This window comes from Halobacillus sp. BAB-2008, assembly GCF_000328325.1.
Taxonomy (GTDB): Bacteria; Bacillota; Bacilli; order Bacillales; family Halobacillaceae; genus Halobacillus.
Map to the genome: position 1 here is coordinate 1 of NZ_ANPF01000061.1, position 18087 is coordinate 18087.

The 18087-nt window shown below is 48.5% G+C and carries 17 protein-coding genes and 1 pseudogene; all 18 read left to right on the plus strand.

All coding sequences use genetic code 11. From position 1 onward, the window contains the following. Window positions 1-49: 49 nt before the first annotated feature. Window positions 50-2692, plus strand: a complete 2643-nt coding sequence (locus tag D479_RS13260; protein ID WP_008637899.1) for a valine--tRNA ligase — start codon at window positions 50-52, stop codon at window positions 2690-2692. A 64-nt stretch (window positions 2693-2756) separates the two neighbouring features. Next, entirely contained in the window at window positions 2757-4052 is a 1296-nt protein-coding gene (locus D479_RS13265) for a folylpolyglutamate synthase/dihydrofolate synthase family protein (protein WP_008637900.1), read from the plus strand. Between the two features lie 169 nt (window positions 4053-4221). Then, window positions 4222-5502 carry a VanW family protein gene (locus tag D479_RS13270; RefSeq protein WP_008637901.1) on the plus strand — a complete coding sequence of 427 codons (1281 nt, stop codon included), beginning with the start codon at window positions 4222-4224 and terminating at the stop codon, window positions 5500-5502. A gap of 30 nt (window positions 5503-5532) precedes the next feature. Beyond that, window positions 5533-7166, plus strand: a pseudogene (locus D479_RS13275) (ATPase, T2SS/T4P/T4SS family). Beyond that, the gene (locus D479_RS13280; RefSeq protein ID WP_008637913.1) at window positions 7163-8203 is read left to right on the plus strand and encodes a type IV pilus twitching motility protein PilT; all 1041 of its coding nucleotides are present in this window, start codon (window positions 7163-7165) and stop codon (window positions 8201-8203) included. The pseudogene D479_RS13275 and the gene D479_RS13280 overlap by 4 nt, the downstream one beginning before the upstream one ends. 3 nt (window positions 8204-8206) lie before the next feature. Then, window positions 8207-9412, plus strand: coding sequence for a type II secretion system F family protein (locus tag D479_RS13285; protein WP_008637914.1), 1206 nt, complete (start codon window positions 8207-8209; stop codon window positions 9410-9412). Window positions 9413-9546: 134 nt separating this feature from the next. Next, a complete protein-coding gene (locus D479_RS13290) occupies window positions 9547-9936 on the plus strand; it encodes a type II secretion system protein (RefSeq protein WP_008637915.1) in 390 nt (129 codons plus the stop codon). A gap of 72 nt (window positions 9937-10008) precedes the next feature. Next, on the plus strand, window positions 10009-10761 hold the full coding sequence (locus D479_RS13295; RefSeq protein WP_008637916.1) for an A24 family peptidase: 753 nt from the start codon (window positions 10009-10011) through the stop codon (window positions 10759-10761). 18 nt (window positions 10762-10779) lie between these two features. Next, the gene (gene pilM, locus D479_RS13300) at window positions 10780-11733 is read left to right on the plus strand and encodes a pilus assembly protein PilM (RefSeq protein WP_008637917.1); all 954 of its coding nucleotides are present in this window, start codon (window positions 10780-10782) and stop codon (window positions 11731-11733) included. 17 nt (window positions 11734-11750) lie between these two features. Beyond that, on the plus strand, window positions 11751-12323 hold the full coding sequence (locus D479_RS13305) for a PilN domain-containing protein (RefSeq protein WP_008637918.1): 573 nt from the start codon (window positions 11751-11753) through the stop codon (window positions 12321-12323). Continuing rightward, a complete protein-coding gene (locus D479_RS13310) occupies window positions 12320-12820 on the plus strand; it encodes a hypothetical protein (protein WP_008637919.1) in 501 nt (166 codons plus the stop codon). The genes D479_RS13305 and D479_RS13310 overlap by 4 nt, the downstream gene beginning before the upstream one ends. An 8-nt stretch (window positions 12821-12828) precedes the next feature. Further along, window positions 12829-13095: a hypothetical protein gene (locus D479_RS13315; protein WP_152413390.1), complete on the plus strand. Its 267-nt coding sequence runs from the start codon at window positions 12829-12831 to the stop codon at window positions 13093-13095. Window positions 13096-13188: 93 nt separating this feature from the next. Further along, complete coding sequence (locus tag D479_RS13320) at window positions 13189-13989, plus strand: SPOR domain-containing protein (RefSeq protein ID WP_008637921.1); 801 nt, start codon at window positions 13189-13191, stop codon at window positions 13987-13989. A 164-nt stretch (window positions 13990-14153) separates the two neighbouring features. Next, window positions 14154-14720 (plus strand): Maf family protein, encoded by a 567-nt coding sequence (locus D479_RS13325; protein ID WP_152413391.1) that lies wholly within the window; start codon window positions 14154-14156, stop codon window positions 14718-14720. 41 nt (window positions 14721-14761) lie between these two features. Beyond that, window positions 14762-15451, plus strand: coding sequence for a DNA repair protein RadC (radC, locus tag D479_RS13330; protein ID WP_039871499.1), 690 nt, complete (start codon window positions 14762-14764; stop codon window positions 15449-15451). A gap of 164 nt (window positions 15452-15615) precedes the next feature. Then, a complete protein-coding gene (locus D479_RS13335; RefSeq protein ID WP_008637929.1) occupies window positions 15616-16656 on the plus strand; it encodes a rod shape-determining protein in 1041 nt (346 codons plus the stop codon). 10 nt (window positions 16657-16666) lie between these two features. Then, window positions 16667-17548, plus strand: coding sequence for a rod shape-determining protein MreC (gene mreC, locus D479_RS13340; RefSeq protein WP_008637931.1), 882 nt, complete (start codon window positions 16667-16669; stop codon window positions 17546-17548). Further along, entirely contained in the window at window positions 17545-18072 is a 528-nt protein-coding gene (gene mreD, locus D479_RS13345; RefSeq protein WP_008637932.1) for a rod shape-determining protein MreD, read from the plus strand. The genes mreC and mreD overlap by 4 nt, the downstream gene beginning before the upstream one ends. Window positions 18073-18087 lie beyond the last annotated feature (15 nt).

Below are 18087 nucleotides of genomic sequence, written 5' to 3' on the forward strand. Positions count from 1 at the left end.
CGGAGGGGTTTTTATTTTATACAAAGAGAATAGAAGGAGGAAGATCGGAATGGATCAACAAGATCTTTCGATGCCGACAAAGTACGATCCGGCAGCAATTGAAAAAGACCGGTATCAGTACTGGGTGGACGGCAAGTTTTTTGAAGCAACAGGAGATAAAGAGAAGGAGCCTTATACTATTGTCATCCCGCCGCCGAACGTCACAGGGAAACTGCACCTTGGCCATGCGTGGGATACGACATTGCAGGATATTTTAAGCCGTGTGAAGCGGATGCAGGGATATGACGTCCTTTGGCTGCCGGGAATGGATCACGCGGGCATTGCGACACAGGCGAAAGTCGATGCCAAACTTCGGGAAGAAGGAATCAATCGTCATGATTTAGGACGGGAGAAGTTCCTGGAAAAGTCCTGGGAGTGGAAGCATGAATATGCAAAATTCATTCGCGCCCAGTGGGAGAAACTCGGCCTCGGTTTGGACTATTCAAGAGAGCGTTTCACTTTGGATGAAGGTCTTTCAAAAGCGGTTAAGGAAGTATTCGTCAAGCTTTATGAGAAAGGTCTCATTTACCGCGGGGAGTACATCATCAACTGGGACCCTGCGACACAGACAGCTCTTTCCGATATTGAAGTGGAATATAAAGATGTCCAGGGCGCGTTCTATCATATGCGTTATCCGCTGAAGGGCGAAGAAGGTTCGATTGAAATCGCAACGACACGCCCGGAAACCATGCTTGGAGACACAGCCATTGCCGTTCATCCGGAAGATGATCGTTACAAACATTTGATCGGCAAAAAAGCGATCCTTCCTATCGTTGGAAGGGAAATTGAAATTGTCGGAGACGATTATGTCGATATGGAATTCGGATCAGGAGCGGTGAAAATCACACCGGCCCACGATCCAAATGATTTTGAAATCGGCAACCGCCATAACCTTGAACGCATTCTTGTCATGAATGAAGACGGAACAATGAATGACAACGCCGGTAAGTATCAAGGGATGGATCGTTTCGAGTGCCGGAAGCAGATTGTCAAGGACCTTCAGGAATCCGGCGTTCTCTTCGAGATTGAAGAGCACATGCATTCTGTCGGCCATTCGGAACGGAGCGGAGCAGTAGTTGAACCGTATCTTTCCACCCAGTGGTTCGTTGACATGAAGCCTCTCGCAGAAGCGTCCGTCGATCTTCAAAAAGGAGACGATCGAGTAGCATTCGTGCCGGAACGATTCGAGAAGCCGTACCTGCACTGGATGGAAAATACGCGTGACTGGTGTATTTCCCGTCAATTGTGGTGGGGACACCGCATTCCAGCCTGGTACCATAAAGAAACCGGGGAAGTGTATGTCGGCAAAGAAGCACCGGCAGATGAGGAAAATTGGAAGCAGGAAGAAGATGTCCTCGATACATGGTTCTCTTCCGCTCTGTGGCCGTTTTCCACAATGGGCTGGCCGGATGAGGACAGTGAAGATTATAAGCGCTACTTCCCGACGAACGTTCTTGTTACAGGTTATGACATCATCGGATTCTGGGTAAGCCGGATGATCTTCCAGTCGCTTGAATTCACAGGGAAGCGTCCGTTTGACGACGTTCTTATCCACGGTCTTGTCCGTGATGCTGATGGACGGAAAATGAGTAAGTCCCTCGGAAACGGTGTCGATCCGATGGATGTCATTGAGAAGTATGGCGCGGATTCGCTGCGTTACTTCCTATCTACCGGCTCTTCTCCGGGGCAGGATCTGCGCTTCCACTGGGAGAAGGTGGAATCAACGTGGAACTTCGCCAACAAGATTTGGAACGCCTCCCGCTTTGCGCTCATGAATATGGGAGATTTAACGTTTGAGGACATTGATTTGTCCGGGAAGAAATCCGTTGCCGATCAGTGGATTCTGACTCGTTTGAATCAGACGATTGAGCAGGTGACGACGAACATCGATAAGTATGAGTTCGGGGAAGCAGGACGTCACCTGTATAACTTCATCTGGGATGACTTCTGTGACTGGTACATTGAAATGGCGAAGCTGCCGTTATACGGAGAAGACGAGGCGAGAATTCATACGACCCGTTCGATCCTGGCTTACACGCTTGATCAGACGATGCGTATGCTTCATCCGTTCATGCCTTTCATTACAGAGGAAATTTGGCAGCATCTTCCGCACCAAGGAGAGTCCATCACGCAGGCGTCCTGGCCGGTAGTCCGGGATGACTTCCATAACGAAGAAGCAGTGGCGGAAATGGAGCGTCTCGTTTCTATTATCCGATCCGTGCGGAATATCCGCTCCGAAGTGGATACGCCGATGTCTAAAGAAATTCAGTTGATGATTCAGGCGAAAGATCAAGCTGTCGTTGATGAGCTTGAGAAGAACCGTGCCTACCTGGAACGTTTCTGTAATCCAAGCGAGCTTGAAATTTCGACAGATCTTCAGGCACCTGAAAAAGCCATGTCAGCGGTTGTTACCGGAGCGGAACTTTATCTGCCGCTTGCAGGTTTAATCAATATCGAGGACGAGATTAAGCGTTTGGAGAATGAATGGAAGAAGTGGGATCAGGAAGTCACCCGCGTCCAGAAGAAATTGTCCAATGAAGGTTTTGTCAAAAAAGCGCCGGAACAGGTTGTCGAAGAAGAACGGAAGAAAGAAACCGACTATTTGGATAAACGTACAAAAGTCGAAGCGAGAATTAAGGAATTGAAAGCATAAACAATGGAAAGGGAGTGTATTCTTTAGGAATACGCTCCCCTTTTTGAAGGTAGGGAAGACAGCTATGAATTATCAAGAAGCTTTGGATTGGATACATTCGAGAGAGAAGTTCAAAGTGAAGCCGGGTTTGAAGCGCATGGATTGGATGATGGAACGCCTCGGCCATCCGGAGAAGGGCTTTAAAGCGATTCACGTCGCCGGTACAAACGGCAAAGGCTCGACCGTTTCCTTTCTGAGGAATCTCCTCCAAGCACAAGGATACACGGTGGGAACCTTCACTTCTCCTTATATCGAAAGATTCAATGAGCGTATCAGCCTGAACGGGGAGCCGGTTTCTGATGCGGTGATTGCACGCCTTGTGGGTCGGATACGTCCGCTTGCTGAGTCTTTGAAGAAAACCCCTTTAGGAGAACCGACAGAGTTTGAGATCATAACTGCCATGGCGATGATCTACTTTGACGAACAGCCGATCGATTATGCCGTCGTGGAAACGGGACTTGGTGGACGGTATGATTCGACGAATATTCTTCATCCCATCGTTTCTGTCATCACAAATATCGGACATGACCATATGAATATCCTCGGTTCGACAGTAAGGGAGATAGCCGGTGAAAAGGCGGGGATCATCAAGCAGAAGGTCCCGGTCGTGACAGCAGTTAAACAGCCCGAGGCAATGGAAGTCATCCTTGAAGAAGCAACGAGTCAAAAAGCACCGTTATTCTCTTTAACTACGCATTTTCACGTCACACATGAGGCAAGTACACCGGAAGGGGAAACCTTTATATTCCGGTCGGGTGCGTATGAATCGGAACTTCTTCTCAGTAGAATGAAAGGGCATCATCAGGTGGAGAACGCATCGGTCGCCCTCCAGACAATGGAGAGTTTAAAGCAGGCGGGAGATGCCATCGACCGCAGGCATTATAGGAGCGGATTGGAACGAACGACATGGCCGGCACGCTTCGAAACGGTCCGGAATCAGCCGCTTACTATTATTGACGGGGCTCATAACGAAGAAGGGACCAAGGCTCTCGTGGATACAGTGAAAGAACATTACAGGGGACGGTCGGTTGTTCTCGTTTATGCAGCTTTGGAAGACAAGCCGGTTATAAAGATGATGAATCAATTGAAAGAAGTAGTCGATTTCGCAGTCGTGACCAGCTTTGACTTTCCGAGAGCCTTGCAGGAAGAAGACCTTGCTTCTCTCTCCCCAATTAAACCGACGCTTCCTGCGGAAAACTTACAGGAAGCGTTGAGGCTCGCCGAGCAGCAGTTGGATGATAAGAGTGTGTTGTTAATAACGGGGTCCTTATACTTTATCTCGGACGTTAGAGCATACTTTAAATCAAAAATGAAGAAGTGACTGAAAACGTCTGGGCTTCCTCTATGAGGGAGTCCAGTTTTTTTGGTTTTTGTGATGCTTTATGCTTATTTGTTAAGGTTACAGTGCGACAAATGTCGGTTTATGAGATATAATTTGGTGGTAAAAAAGATTCATTTGATAAGTGGCTGACAAGGAGCGTTGAATAGATATGGTGCATAAGAGAACCGCTTGGAAACTGGTGCTTGTTTTAACGATCGGTATATTTCTGCTCTTCCTCAATACCCAGGAGGCGGCAAAGGCTTTCACTTTTGTAACCGGGGGAGGCAACTACGCGGAAAATACGACGGTCGCTTCTATATCTCTGGCCGGCAAGAACAGGAAAGAAGCGGAAAAAATCTTAGCAGACAACATAGAGGAATGGCGGGATGAAACAGCCGTTACGTTATCAGCATCAGGAAAACGTATTATTCTGGATACGGAAGAAGTGACGTTTGATGTGAAGGAAACGTTGGAGGATGCGGTCCAAGGGTCTGATAACGGTCTGATCGTTGTACTCTCCGACCGTTTTTTTGATCCATTGGAAGAAGAGATGGACAGCGAATTAAGAGATTCACTCTCAGAAAAGATGCTGCGTGACGTTGTAAAAGAGGATGCTGCTTCCCTCCCGGAAGATTCTTTGGAATACGACGCCTATCATTTTCTTGATCAGGAGAATGAAGAACTCTATGAATCGATTGGAAGCCAGACGATGAACGTACCGGCAGAGGTGGATATGGAGCGAATGAGAAAGCTGTTCGATCATGCAGAAATGGAAAATGGGGAGACATTCTCCATGCTTGATTTGTTGTTTGAGGAAGGTGTATATGATGAACAAGCGCTGAATATGGCGGCAACAGCCATCTACGGTGCGAGTCTGAAAGCTGGGTTTGATGTGGAGGAAAGACACATCAGCCAAAGGAGACCGGCATTTGCTGAAATTGGCATGGAGGCAGGTGTGAATCTAAAGGACAAGCAGGACCTGAAGCTGTATAACCCTTATTCTCATGACTACATATTGAACTGGGAGGAGACGTCTTCTGGATTCGAGGTGTCCTGGACCGGCTACCCGACAGGCTCAGATTATCAGATTTATGTCCGATCGGCAGGCACCGTACCGCCGAAAGCGATTGTCGAGTATTCCACCTTGTTGGAACCCGGGCAGGTGGAAGTGGTGCAGCAGGGACAGGACGGGGAAAGCGCAGAGATATGGCGGGAAGACCGTGCGTCCCTTAACGGTGATGAGGAGCTCTTAACGGAAGATTATTATCCTCCTGTCCCTGGGGTGGAGGTGCATTCCAGTTTTGTCGTGCTGAACGAGTTGGAAGAGGAAGCACAAGTGGATTCCGAAGTCGTGAAGCACCCGTCCCTGGATGGTACGAAAGCTTCCAATCCTGTCGGACCAGGAGAAGTGGATGTGTGGGAAAATGTGCAGGAGTGGGAGAAGAAATGATGGAACGTAAAGTGAAGGTGGGAGGATAAGATGACAAGAAGGAAGCGGCTTGGTGATCTGTTGAAAGAAGCAGGTGTCATTGAGGAAGCTCAAATAGAAGAAGCCCTGAAAGAAAAGCAAGCAGACCAAAAGCTCGGAGACGTATTGGTGGAGAAAGGGTATGTGACGGAACAACAGTTGATCGAAGTATTGGAATTCCAACTGGGCATTCCGAGGTTTCCCTTTTTCACTTTCCTGTTGATTCCCAAGTTATCTCTATCGTGGATAAGGACTTCGCCCTTCGTAATCTGCTTGTTCCCATTCAGCGTAAGGGTAGAGAATTAACGGTTGCAATGGCGGATCCCATGGACTACTACTCCATCGATGACATGAAAATATCGACAGGGTTTCAGATTTCGCCGGTCATTGCCACGAAGTATGAAATCATTCAGGCGGTGAACCGTCATTATAATTTGAGCGATTCCGACCTTGAGGAAGAAAAGGACGGGGAAGCTCCTGCCATCCGACTGGTGGATCAGCTGCTCCAGGCAGGAGTGCAGATGAAAGCGAGCGATATACATATCGATCCACAGGAATCAAAGGTGTTGATCCGGTACCGGATTGACGGCGTATTGAGGACGGAGCGTACGCTGCCGAAAAGTCATCAAAACAGTTTGACTGCCCGTGTGAAAATCATGGCGGACATGAATATTACAGAAACACGTCTGCCCCAGGACGGACGGATCAAGACGAAGGTCGACCACGGAACGGTAGATTTGCGAATCTCGATTCTCCCGACAGTGTTTGGGGAGAAGGTCGTCATTCGAATTTTGGATTTGGCGAATACGCTCGGCGGAATCGATGAACTCGGTTTCCATCCCGTCAATAGAGATAAGTACCTCGACTTAATTCAACAACCCTCGGGTCTGCTGTTGATCACCGGCCCTACTGGTTCTGGAAAATCCTCTACACTCTATGCTTCTTTAAACCGTCTTAATACGGAGAATGTCAATATTATAACGGTGGAAGATCCGGTAGAGTACCAGATTGAGGGGCTCAATCAGGTGCAGGTCCATACCAAGGTCGGGTTGACGTTTTCGGAAGGCCTGCGTTCGATTCTTCGCCAGGATCCGAACATCGTCATGGTCGGAGAGATCCGCGATTCCGAAACAGCAGAAATTGCCGTGCGCGCATCGTTAACCGGTCATCTCGTTCTTAGCACGCTTCATACGAACAGCTCCATATCGGCCATTCCCCGCCTGTTTGATATGGGAATCGAACCGTATTTAGTCGTATCCTCTTTATCAGGGGTTGTGGCTCAAAGGCTTGTAAGAAGGATATGCCGGGATTGCAGACAGGCGTATACGCCAAGTGAGATGGAGAGAAATCATTTTCGGAAACGCGGGATTCAGGTGGATCAAATATACAAAGGCGCCGGCTGTAACAGTTGCCAGAATTCCGGCTACAGAGGGCGGATGGCCATCCAGGAGGTGCTTGTCATTGATGATGAAATTCGAAGTTTAATGATGCAGCACAAGAGTATGGAGGATGTTCAGCGCTATGTGAGGGACGCAGGCATGATGTTTCTTTTGGATGACGGACTTTTGAAGGCGCAGCAGGGGTTGACGACACTGGAAGAGGTCCTCCGAGTCGCAAAAGCATATGGAGGGAGGGATGGGAAATGAAGGAACAATTGGATGAGTTATTGACACTTGCGAACAGCTATGGTGCATCTGATATTCACATGACGGTGGGAGTCCCTCCGATTTTCCGGATCCATGGAGAACTGCAGCGGTTCGGAGAAGAGAAGGTGAGGCCGGAAGATACAGAAGCGATGGCAGAAGCGATCCTGTCCGACGTTCTTTTGGAGCAGTTGAGGAAAGTGAGAGAAGTGGACGTTTCTTACGGCATTGCCGGTGTGTCCCGGTTCCGGATCAATATTTTCTATCAGCGCAATTGTCTGTCCCTTGCCGTCCGAATCGTGCCCCGTAACATTCCGACCATCAGCGAACTGCACATGCCCGACGTGTTGAAAGATATCAGCATGTTTCCTCAGGGGCTCGTGCTCGTGACCGGGCCGACCGGGTCGGGGAAGTCGACCACACTTGCATCGATGGTCGACCATATTAATCAAACCGGTAAAAAGCATATCATTACACTGGAGGATCCGATCGAGTACACGCATAATCACAAGAACTCGATCGTTGATCAGCGGGAAATTGGTTTCGATACACGAAATTTCGCGAATGGTCTCCGCGCGTGTTTAAGGCAGGATCCGGACGTCATCTTAGTTGGGGAACTCCGGGATTACGAAACCATTTCGACAGCTCTGACCGCAGCAGAAACCGGTCACCTCGTTTTGGGTACGCTGCATACTACAAACGCACCGGATACGATTGACAGGATCATCGATGTTTTTCCACCGGCACAGCAGGGGCAGGTAAGGGTCCAGCTTGCGAACGTCCTGCAGGCAATCGTTTCGCAGCGGCTGTTCCAAACAATGGACAGGAAAGGGCGCCGTGCAGCCGCAGAAGTGTTGATCAATACACCTGCCGTTAAGAATTTAATTAGAAACGCAAAGATTCATCAAATTAAGAATGTACTGCAGACGTCCAGAGCGAACCGGATGCAGACGCTGGAAATGTCTATTTTGGAGCTTCTTGGTAAGAAAGTGATTGATGAGAGGGATGCGGCTCCATTCCTGAAAGAAGGGGGCGTTTAATTCATGCCCTACTATTCGTATGAAGGCCGAACGATCGCCGGGAAAATCAGAGGGAAAATACGAGCAGAAACAAAAAACGAAGCGGTGTCGAGATTGAAAACGGACGGGGTCGTCATCAAAGACATCAAGGCATCCACCAACCCACTGCTTTACGACATCCATATAGGGAGGGCTGTGAAGCAGAAAGACTTCGTGATTTTCCTCCGGCAGTTCGCCACTTTGATCAAAGCAGGGATCTCCCTTTTGGAATCGACGAGAATACTGGCCCAGCAAACGAACAGCCGGAAGCTTGGAGAGGCGCTTCGGGACGTTTCAGGTCATTTGGAGAGTGGAAGGGCCTTCTCGGAAGCTTCTGCTCTTCATCCAAAAGTATTTCCGAACTTGTTCGTCCAATTGATCCGTGCGGGAGAAGCGGGTGGAAACCTGGAGGAGATTTTGGAGAGATTGGCTGTTTACTATGAGAAGCAGTTCGATACACGCCAGAAAATCATTTCCGCCTTGTTATATCCTTCCATCGTCGGTGGTGTTTCCTTCTTGATCATCCTCTTTCTGCTGACATTCGTCGTTCCACGGTTTGCGGATATGTTTTTAAGTATTGGTGGAGATCTCCCTGCCATGACGAAGTTTACACTTCAAGCAAGTGGAATGGTGGAGAGATTTTGGTATATCTTGATCCTTGTCCCTGCACTTGCCGTCGTTCTTTATCAGGCACTTATCCGGCGAAGCCCGAAAGTAAGCTATACATTAGACGCGTGGAAACTTCGCGTGCCGGTTTTCGGTCCGTTACTAAAAAAGGCTGCTCTCGTGCGGATGACGAGCACCCTCAGTTCTTTGATGAACAGTTCCGTTCCCATCCTGAAGTCGCTCGAGATTACCCGGAAGGTTGTGGAAAATAAAGTCATTGAAAAGGCGATCGAGGACAGCTTCCAATCTCTGGAGCAGGGGGAAACCTTGTCCCGTCCCTTGAAGGAGTCTCCTGTGTTTCCGCCTCTCGTTGCTCAAATGATCGCCATCGGGGAGGAAACGGGGTCGCTTGACTATATGCTCGCCAAAGTAGCAGAGTTCTACGACTCGGAACTGGAATACGCGACAGAACGATTGAAGACGCTGATTGAACCTGTGATGATTCTGTTTTTATCCATTGTGGTAGGAAGTATCGTCGCATCAATCGCCATCCCGATGTTCTCCGCGTTCGAGAACATTCGCTGAGTATGTTGGATCGGTAAAAAAGTGCTAGTCGTAAATCCTTTTATCCTTTATAATGAACATAGGTCATTTTGCTAATGAAAAAAGAACTATCTTGTATTAGTAACTACCTTACTATCATTTGAAGGAGAGAGAAGATGAAAAAGTGGAAACGTTTGTTGAAGAATGAGAAAGGTTTCACGTTAATTGAACTGCTGGCCGTCATCGTCATTTTAGGAATTATTGCACTGATTGCCGTACCGGCTATTGGGAATCTGCTGGCTGATACGAAGGACGATGCACATGACTCGAATGCCCTTGCGCTTTTGGAGGCTTCTCGTATTGCGGAAGTGAATGGAGAGTTTACATTTCCAACGGATGCAAGTAAATTGTATGAGGCCGGTTATTTAGATTCTGTCCCTCAAGATCCTGTTACAGGAAAGCCATACGTAACGACTAAAGTTGAGAAAAATTCAGATGGTGTATTCGAGGTTACCTTGGACAAATATGTAGAAGGTAAAACAAAATCTGACTTATCTAACGAATAATTTTAAAATTTAATGTTAAGGGTCCCTAAATTCGGGACCCTCCTTAATTATATTAATCGAGGAGACCAAACCATGCATGTCATTCTACCCCTCTATATATTCTTAACCGGTACGATTCTCGGCTCGTTTTACAACGTCGTCGGAATCCGCCTCCCCAAACACATTCCCTTCGTACAAGGACGCTCCGCCTGCCCCGATTGCGGCACGCAGCTCGAACCCCGGGATTTGATCCCTGTCTTATCCTACGTAATCGCTAAGGGCAGATGCAGGCACTGCGGCCGTCCTGTTTCCTTCCTTTATCCCGCAGTCGAGCTTATAACGGGAGCGTTGTTTTTTATTGCCTATGTTCACTATGGATTAACGGTTGAATTCACAGGTGCTCTCTTGTTGATTTCGCTTGCTGTTATTGTCAGCATCGGGGATTTCAAATATATGCTTATCCCGAACCGTCTGCTGCTCTTCTTTACAGGTGTCTTCTTCCTGTATCGAATCGCCTTTCCGCTCGATCCCTGGTATGACTCGCTTCTTGGTGCTTTGACGGGAAGCGGTATTGTGTTCGTCATTATTGTAGTCAGCAAGGGCGGCATGGGGGCGGGAGACATGAAGCTTCTCGGTGTTTTAGGTCTTTTTCTCGGTATGAAAGCGATGGTTTTGACGCTTTTTCTTGCTTCCTTGATCGGAACCGTCGTAAGCCTCTCCCTCATAGGGATCGGCGTCGTTAACCGGAAACAGCCGGTTCCATTCGGGCCTTCGATCATGGCTGCGGCTTTGATTGTCTACTTTTACGGGCAGCAGATGATGGATGCTTATTTCAAAATGTTGTAAGGATAGGAGTCGTTATGTATGTTCTCACTAATAAAACAGTCCGGACGGATTCATTTTATTATTAAAACCCACGTCATCCGTTTTCTTCATAGTAAGTCGGCAGGAGGAAAAGAGGATCTAGTGGAAGCCGGGGAAATTCCCATTCCTAAAGGGGTATGGGCTGATGGAAGGCTGCAGGATCCGGAAGAGCTCTTCCGGATCGTGGGAAGTTTGGTGGAGGAGAGAGAATGGAAGAAGAAACAGCTCTACTTCACTGTGCCGGATCATTCTGTCGTGATCCGTATGTTGGATATCCCGGCAGAAGTAAAAGAAGAAGAAATAAAAGGCTATTTATATATGCAGGTCGGGGACACGCTGCACCTGCCCTTTGATAACCCGAGCTTCGATTTCGCTATGATTAGAGAAGAAGAGGATGGGAAAAAGACAATAGTCATCTTCGCCTACCCAGAAATTCAGATGGAAGAGATGAGCCGTTTATTCGAACGGACCGGTTTAAAACCGGTGGTGGCGGATATCAGCGCACTGGCGATTCACCGCGCCTACCTTCAATCGATGTCCAATGAAGAAGGGGAACATCTCCTTCTGGCGGATTGGAATATCGACGGCTGTGTGCTGACCGTCTTTCGCGATGGTGCACCAGTCGTACATAACCATACCACCTGTCCCCTGTCTTTCGAACAATGGAAGCGGACGGACGGGTGTTATACGTGGTCCGGGGATGATCCTGCGGAGCCCTCCAGGTACACGATGGATCAGGTCAATGAAATAGAGAGAGTGATGGCGTTTTATCGTTATTCCGTCATGAATGATGAGGCCGGCGTAACAAAAGTCATGATCACGGGAGATTGGCCGGATAAGGATCGCGCTGTGGATTTATTGACAGAGCGGAATGTGAAAGCAGAGCGCTGGTGCGGCGATGAAGCGTACCCGGGCGTGGAAGCGGATGTACTCGGTTTGTCATGGAGACAGTAAAGCGGGAGAGGGATTGAATGTCGATAAACATTAACCTGTTGGAGGAAAAAGAACGGCGTAACATGCTTCCGTGGATGGTCTGCATCAGCACATTCCTCCTGATCAGTGTTGTTTTGGGTGCTTTCTTTATTCAAAAAAACAAGCTGATGGAGGAAGCGGATGCGTTGGCAGGAAAAAGTACGTCCACTCAGGAAGAGCAGCAGCCCTTTCAAGATTTTTTAGACGGGGAAGGACAGGAACGGGAACAGCTGCAAAAATCTCTTCAACAGCTCAACGAGGCCGTTGTACCGGCCATACTTGTTCTGCAAGAGTTGTCGGCCGCCCTTCCAGAGCGTGGGACATTCCAGTCGTTCACCATGGAAGGTTCTTCAGAAATCCAGATAGAAGCTGTGTTCGATACAATCCAGGAAGCGGCACAGTATTTGGATGAGCTCAAGCGAACGGATCTTGTTCTGCAAGTGGATCTTGTCGAAATGGTGATACCGGAAGGGGAAACCACGCTTTCCGGAGTGTACAGCAGTTACACAGCGACCTACATAATCAAACTGGATGTGGAAGAAGTGAGGAAGCAAGGAGGGAATGAGCAGTGAAGGTCGAATGGTCACGATCGGTTCTTTATTTAGTCATCGTCTGCTGTTTGCTTACTTCTGCCGTCCTTGTCACAGGCTACCGTCTCCTCGTAAGTCCCGCTAAGACGGAAGCGAAAGCAGCAGCAACTTTATTAGCGGAAGAGACAGCTGTGTTGGACGCAATGAAATCAAAGAAGGAAAAATTGGAATCAGAGTCTCTGCGCTCCTCAAGAACGATCCAACAGCAGCTCCCCGTCATCCCGTTGATCGATCAGCTTTTGTTAGAATTGGAAAAAGCGGAAGCAGCGAGCGGCAGCATGATCACGAAATTGGAAACCTTAGAGAAAGAAGAAGAGGAAGCGGGTGAGGAGGAAGAAGGTGTTGAAACGGATGTGGAGGAAGAGGCGGTCTCTTTAGAACCAGAAGACCAGTCAGACATTACCGCAGTCAAAGCCATAGAGGGGCTGCGCACGATCCGATTTCTGTCGACGTTACTTCTCTTTCCTATCCGGATATGATGGATTTCTTGGAATCCCTGCGCGAGTCGAAGCGCGTGATCCAGATAGAAGCCATTAAATATGAAAGACCGGATCCGGGCGGTCCTTTGTCTTATTCCATGGTTATAGAGAGTTATTACCAACCGCTCTATGAGGAGCTTGTTAATGAAGCGCCCCGCTATCAATACGAAGCACGTTCCGGCAAAAGCATACCTTTTTCCATAGAGCATGGGGAAGAAGGGGAAGCAGCGATGGAAGAAATTGAATTATTGGATGAAACCGGGGAAGCCCAGTGATAAATTTGTCGATGGTCGGTTGACAAATTTCAGCTATCTTTTCATTTTTCCTGTGGTAGGGTTGGGACAAACCTTGCAGGAGTGATCAAATCCATGGACTCGAAAAAGAAAATCTCCATTTCCTTTCGCAATGATGAGAATAATGAATGGAAGAAGGAAGTCGTCCGAACCCAGGTGGAACAGGCGGCCGCAGTAAAAGAGGAAGAGGACAACAGCGGGGAAAGGACAACGGTTTATCATCTGCCTGCAAAGAAAAAGCTTTTCTCCTTCCCTGTCCGCCATATAGCAGCGACGCTGTTTGTTGCTTTGGTTGTCAGTCTCGGCATCGGTTTTGTCCTTTTAAGGGTGTTTGTGTCTCTTACGGAAAGTGGTCCCTCGGAAGCAGGAGCCGGTCAGGCTGCGAATGGCCCTGGTCCGGCCGTAGAAGTCGCTGGGGACAAACAGCCGGATGCTGCATCAGGAGGAGGAGGGACGTTTGAGGCATACATCGTCCAAGCAGGCGCCTTCTCAACCGAAGGCAAAGCAGAAGAGTGGAAGAGCCGATTGAATGCCATCCATGTTCCTTCTGTCATTTGGGAGCGGGACGGACAGTTCTTTTTATTCGTCGGTTCTGCTGCAACCAAAGCGGATGCCGATGCGATCGCTGCCAAACTTTCAGAGAAGAGCGTGGATACGTATGTGAAACCGTTTGTCGTCCAAACGGACAAGCCTGTCCCTGAAGAATTAGAAGCCGATCTGCGGAATCACACATTGAACGAGCTGACAGAGTCCGAGCGCAGCGGCTTGTTGGATAATTCAGAGAAAGGGAGCCCCTTAACGGAGGCGTTACAGGGCTGGGAATCCCAGGACGACGCGGATGTGAATTGGTTGAAAGTAGCACGTGCATTAGAATAAGTGTTATGCTCACTGACAAGTGGAGAGAAAGAGGTATTCTTTAAGGGGATACTTCTTTTTTCTTACGGTGGAAAAGGGAAATCCTCGCGTTTACGAAGCACGGAGCAGGAAGGAAATTTTGTAGAATGATACATAACCCCATGTGGAGAAAGGTTGTGACAGCTGTGCCTTCTTTGGTATTAGGTTCAGGCTCTCCGAGGCGGAAGCAGCTCTTGGAACTCGCCGGCTATGATTTCTCTATCCGGACATCTGAGGTGGATGAGTCGTTGGAGCCGGGGATGCGGCCCGAAGAAGCAGTCGTCTATCTGGCGGAAAAGAAAGGGGAAGCATTAGAGCGGAAGCATGGAGAAGTGCTGCTTACCGCAGATACGGTCGTTGCCGATCAGGGAGAGATTCTCGGCAAGCCCCGGAATGAAGAAGAAGCACGCCGTTATCTGAGACAGCTGAGCGGCGGAACTCATCAGGTTTACACCGGTGTTTGCTTGAGAGGGGAAGATGGATGCAGAAGCTTCTTTATTTCGACAAGCGTCACTTTCCTGAAGCTGAGTCCAGAGGATGTGGAATGGTATATCCGAACCGGAGAATGGCTGGATAAAGCGGGCGGATACGGTATTCAGGGGAAAGGCTCGCTGCTTGTTGAAAAGCTCGAAGGGGATTTTTACAACGTCGTCGGTCTGCCAATAGCAAGGGTTGTACGTGCATTGGAGCAGCTGGGAATCAGAAGGCCCTGACTCTCTTTCATGGGGAATGAGGAGAAGAAGGAGCGGTGACATTGACCCGTACAAGTATTTTAATCAAGGATGTCCCCAAAGAGGAGAGGCCGAGGGAGAGGTTGATGCAGCTCGGTGCTGGACGTCTGTCTAATCAGGAGCTGCTTGCGATCATGCTCGGGAGCGGTACGAAGCAGGAGTCTGTTATGGAACTTGCCGGCCGCCTCCTTGTTCATTTCGAAGGGATCCTGCTCCTGAAAGATACAACCATCGAGGAGCTGACAGCGATCCGGGGGATAGGTTCGGCAAAAGCGGTGATGTTGATGTCTGCCATTGAATTAGGAAGACGTCTTCATCAAATGAAGCCTGTGGAGCGTTACATGATTCGCAGTCCTGAAGACGGGGCAGACTTTATCATGGAAGAAATGAGAGATTTAAAGCAGGAACATTTTATCTGCCTTTTTCTGAACACGAAGAATCAGGTGATCCACAGACAAACAGTCTTCATCGGAAGTTTGAATGCCTCCATTGTGCACCCGAGGGAAGTCTATAAGGAAGCGGTCAAGCGCTCCGCCGCCTCCATCATCTGTGCCCACAATCATCCCTCCGGAGATCCCACCCCTTCACAGGAAGATATTCAGGTGACAAGAAGACTGAAAGAATGCGGAAAAATGATCGGAATAGAATTGCTGGATCATTTGGTTATAGGGGATCGCAAATTTATTAGTTTGAAAGAAAAAGGCTATCTCTAACACTATCTATTTTTGTTGATTTTTCGTATAATTGAATAGATGGAAACGTAAGGCGCCAATTCATAGGAGCATTCCTACGCAATTGGCGCTTCTTCTAATCGAAAAATTCGGGATTGCTTAACCCCGCCTGATCAAAAAGCGGGATTTTAGAAAGGAAGATATTATTGGGGATTTTTGGCTTCTCTCAAGATTTAGGTATTGATTTAGGAACCGCTAATACGCTGGTTTTTATGAAGAACAAAGGCGTCATAGTGAGGGAGCCGTCTGTGGTAGCAAAAAATGCTCAAACAGGCGATATCGAAGCGGTCGGTAACGATGCAAGGAACATGATTGGTCGGACTCCCGGTTACATAAATGTCATTCGTCCAATGAAGGACGGAGTCATTGCTGATTATGATACGACAGCTCAAATGATGAAATATTATATTAAGAAGGCTCTAAAGACGCGCTCTTCTTTTGCCAGTAAACCGAACATTATGGTTTGTGTCCCGTCCGGTATAACGATGGTCGAAGAACGGGCAGTTATCGACGCTACGAAACAGGCCGGAGCGAAAGAAGCTTATCCGATTGCTGAGCCGTTTGCTGCAGCCATCGGTGCCGGACTCCCTGTTTGGGAACCGACGGGAAGCATGGTCGTCGATATCGGTGGTGGAACGACGGAAGTGGCGATCATTTCACTTGGTGGAATCGTGACCAGCCAGTCGATCCGGGTTGCCGGGGATGAAATGGACGACAGCATCATCCAGCATGTCCGCAAGAAGTACAACCTCATGATCGGGGAACGTACGGCGGAAGAAGTAAAGATGGAGCTGGGCGGCGCAGGAGAAGTCAAAGAAGTCGACGAAATGGATATCCGGGGCCGTGATCTTCTGACTGGTCTTCCTAAAACGATTACGATCCAGAATGCCGAGGTTGTTGCTGCCATGAAGGATACCGTCGATGCAATCATCGAAACGGTGAAGAATACGCTCGAGAAGACGCCGCCGGAACTTGCAGCGGATATTATGGAACGGGGAATTGTCCTTACGGGAGGCGGCGCCCTGCTTAAACAAATCGATACAGTCATCAGTGAAGAAACGAACATGCCGGTATTCATAGCGGATGAACCGCTGGATTGCGTAGCAATCGGAACCGGTAAATCATTGGAATACATCCAGCATTTCCGTTCTCAGCCGAACGTGGCCAGCCGGGCTAAGATGGAGTAGTTGATATCCAATGCCTTCGTTATTCCGTAGAAAAAGACTGATGATTGTTTTAGTAGGATTTATCGTTCTGGTGGCGCTGATCGGATTCTCCATCCGTGATCGCGATTCTTTAAGTACGCCGGAGAAATTTCTCCAGGATACCATTGGGTGGGTGCAGACGGTCTTCCATAAACCGGTAAGCCTCGTTGATAATACGGTCGAGAACGTTAAAGATATGTTCGGTGTCTACGAACAAAACCAGGTGTTAAAAGCAAGGCTGGATGAGTACAAAGGAGTCATCCAGGAGAACCAGCGTCTGGAAAGTGAAATTACCGACCTCCGGGAAACCCTGGATAAAACGGAGAGTCTGAGCGATTATTCTCCGATTCAGGCAACGGTCATCGCAAGAAGTTCGGACCGGTGGTTCGAGCAGATGACAATCAATAAAGGAGAAGAGGACGGAATTAAGAAAGATATGGCCGTAATGACGAGTGATGGATTGGTCGGAAAAGTGAAGTCTGCAGGAGCTTTCCATTCCACTGTCCAGCTTTTAAGCGGGTTCGATCGGTCAAATAAGATTTCCGCGTGGGTCGTCCGCGAAGGGGAAGATGAGGCATTCGGCCTTATTGAAGGCTTCGATGATGAAACCGGACAGCTGCTGCTGGAGGGGATTAAGATGGATGAGAAGCTGGAGGAAGGCGATACAGTGATTTCCTCTGGTCTCGGTGGAGTGTTCCCGAGTAATCTGCGCATCGGTACGGTGGAGAAGGTGGTCAACGACCAGTACGGCCTTACGAAAACAGCCTACGTAGAGCCTTTCGCAGATTTATTCGATATCAGTCACGTAATGATCGTGGATCGTACGGCAGAGACGATCAATACACAGAGCCAGAGTGAGGAAGAGGAATCATGAGCCGTTACTACATCCCGCTTATTTGTTTGTTTCTGCTGGTGATGCAGGGAATGGCGATGAGTCTGCTTCCGGCTAAGCTCGTCTATTCGGATTTATTGATGACACCTCACTGGATTCTGATATTCCTTTTTCTTGTCACCATTTTCTATGACAAGGATGACACGTATCATGCGGTATGGTACGGCCTGGTTTTCGGCCTTTTGATGGACGTCGTATATACGGGTGTGCTCGGTGTATATATGATTACTTATACGCTTGTCATTTATATCGTCCACGGATTAAATAAACTGGTGCATGCGAATTTTTTCGCCGCTTCTATTTTGGCAGTTGTCGGAGTAGCTCTTTGCGATACGATTCTGTACGTCGTGTATTCTTTCGTCCAGATCACATCCATGGGCTGGGGAGATTATCTACTTCTGCGTCTTCTGCCTACCCTGGCGGCGAATATGATCTTCTTCATCCTTCTGTATCCGCTTTTGAAAGAGCGTGTCTATACGTGGGGAGAAGAAATAAATAATGCTTGAAGTGTCGGATATGTC

Bases quoted from the DNA above. Each gene is read 5' to 3' on its own strand.
- D479_RS13260 (WP_008637899.1), top strand. From the start codon at position 50: ATGGATCAACAAGATCTTTCGATGCCGACAAAGTACGATCCGGCAGCA.
- D479_RS13265 (WP_008637900.1), top strand. From the start codon at position 2,757: ATGAATTATCAAGAAGCTTTGGATTGGATACATTCGAGAGAGAAGTTC.
- D479_RS13270 (WP_008637901.1), top strand. From the start codon at position 4,222: ATGGTGCATAAGAGAACCGCTTGGAAACTGGTGCTTGTTTTAACGATC.
- D479_RS13280 (WP_008637913.1), top strand. From the start codon at position 7,163: ATGAAGGAACAATTGGATGAGTTATTGACACTTGCGAACAGCTATGGT.
- D479_RS13285 (WP_008637914.1), top strand. From the start codon at position 8,207: ATGCCCTACTATTCGTATGAAGGCCGAACGATCGCCGGGAAAATCAGA.
- D479_RS13290 (WP_008637915.1), top strand. From the start codon at position 9,547: ATGAAAAAGTGGAAACGTTTGTTGAAGAATGAGAAAGGTTTCACGTTA.
- D479_RS13295 (WP_008637916.1), top strand. From the start codon at position 10,009: ATGCATGTCATTCTACCCCTCTATATATTCTTAACCGGTACGATTCTC.
- pilM (WP_008637917.1), top strand. From the start codon at position 10,780: ATGTTCTCACTAATAAAACAGTCCGGACGGATTCATTTTATTATTAAA.
- D479_RS13305 (WP_008637918.1), top strand. From the start codon at position 11,751: ATGTCGATAAACATTAACCTGTTGGAGGAAAAAGAACGGCGTAACATG.
- D479_RS13320 (WP_008637921.1), top strand. From the start codon at position 13,189: ATGGACTCGAAAAAGAAAATCTCCATTTCCTTTCGCAATGATGAGAAT.
- mreC (WP_008637931.1), top strand. From the start codon at position 16,667: ATGCCTTCGTTATTCCGTAGAAAAAGACTGATGATTGTTTTAGTAGGA.
- mreD (WP_008637932.1), top strand. From the start codon at position 17,545: ATGAGCCGTTACTACATCCCGCTTATTTGTTTGTTTCTGCTGGTGATG.